The sequence below is a fragment of the Skermanella aerolata KACC 11604 genome (genome assembly GCF_000936425.1).
GTDB classification, from domain to species: domain Bacteria; phylum Pseudomonadota; class Alphaproteobacteria; order Azospirillales; family Azospirillaceae; genus Skermanella; species Skermanella aerolata.
Genome location: NZ_AVFK01000221.1, coordinates 1 through 414, shown reverse-complemented (window position 1 = coordinate 414; position 414 = coordinate 1). Strand labels below are relative to the sequence as shown.

Here is a 414-nt window from a genome sequence, read left to right as displayed (position 1 = left end):
GATCCGGGCCGCATGAACATCGCTCCTCACGCCGCTGCCGCCGCCTGATCCGGCCACGCCGAAGTCTCCACCCATCAGCAAATCCTCCCGATGCCCATTACCAGGAATCTACGCGCGTGACGGCGCTCGAGTAGGTGCCTTCGTCGCTGGTTTACTTCGGTGATGACGCTCGTCTCATCGATCTGTGCTCGCGCTACCGTGAGCTTGACCCAGTCATTGAAGCTGCTCAGCAGCGCCATGAGGTAGCCTTTTATGGCTTGGTCGCCGAGATTGGCGAGTGCCCGGTGGCATCCAACGGAGAGAGCATGCGCTGCCGAGCGGAATGGGATGCTGCATACCGCCAGAGCGAGGCATGGGTGCTGGAGGATGGTAAGCGGGTTCTGACCGCACATTCCGGGCGCTGATCGCCTGTGG

1 protein-coding gene is annotated in these 414 nt (G+C 62.1%); it reads left to right on the top strand.

The features are described 5' to 3' along the window. The first annotated feature begins 134 nt into the window (after positions 1-134). A complete protein-coding gene (locus N826_RS44655; protein ID WP_169789527.1) occupies positions 135-404 on the top strand; it encodes a hypothetical protein in 270 nt (89 codons plus the stop codon). Positions 405-414: the final 10 nt, after the last annotated feature.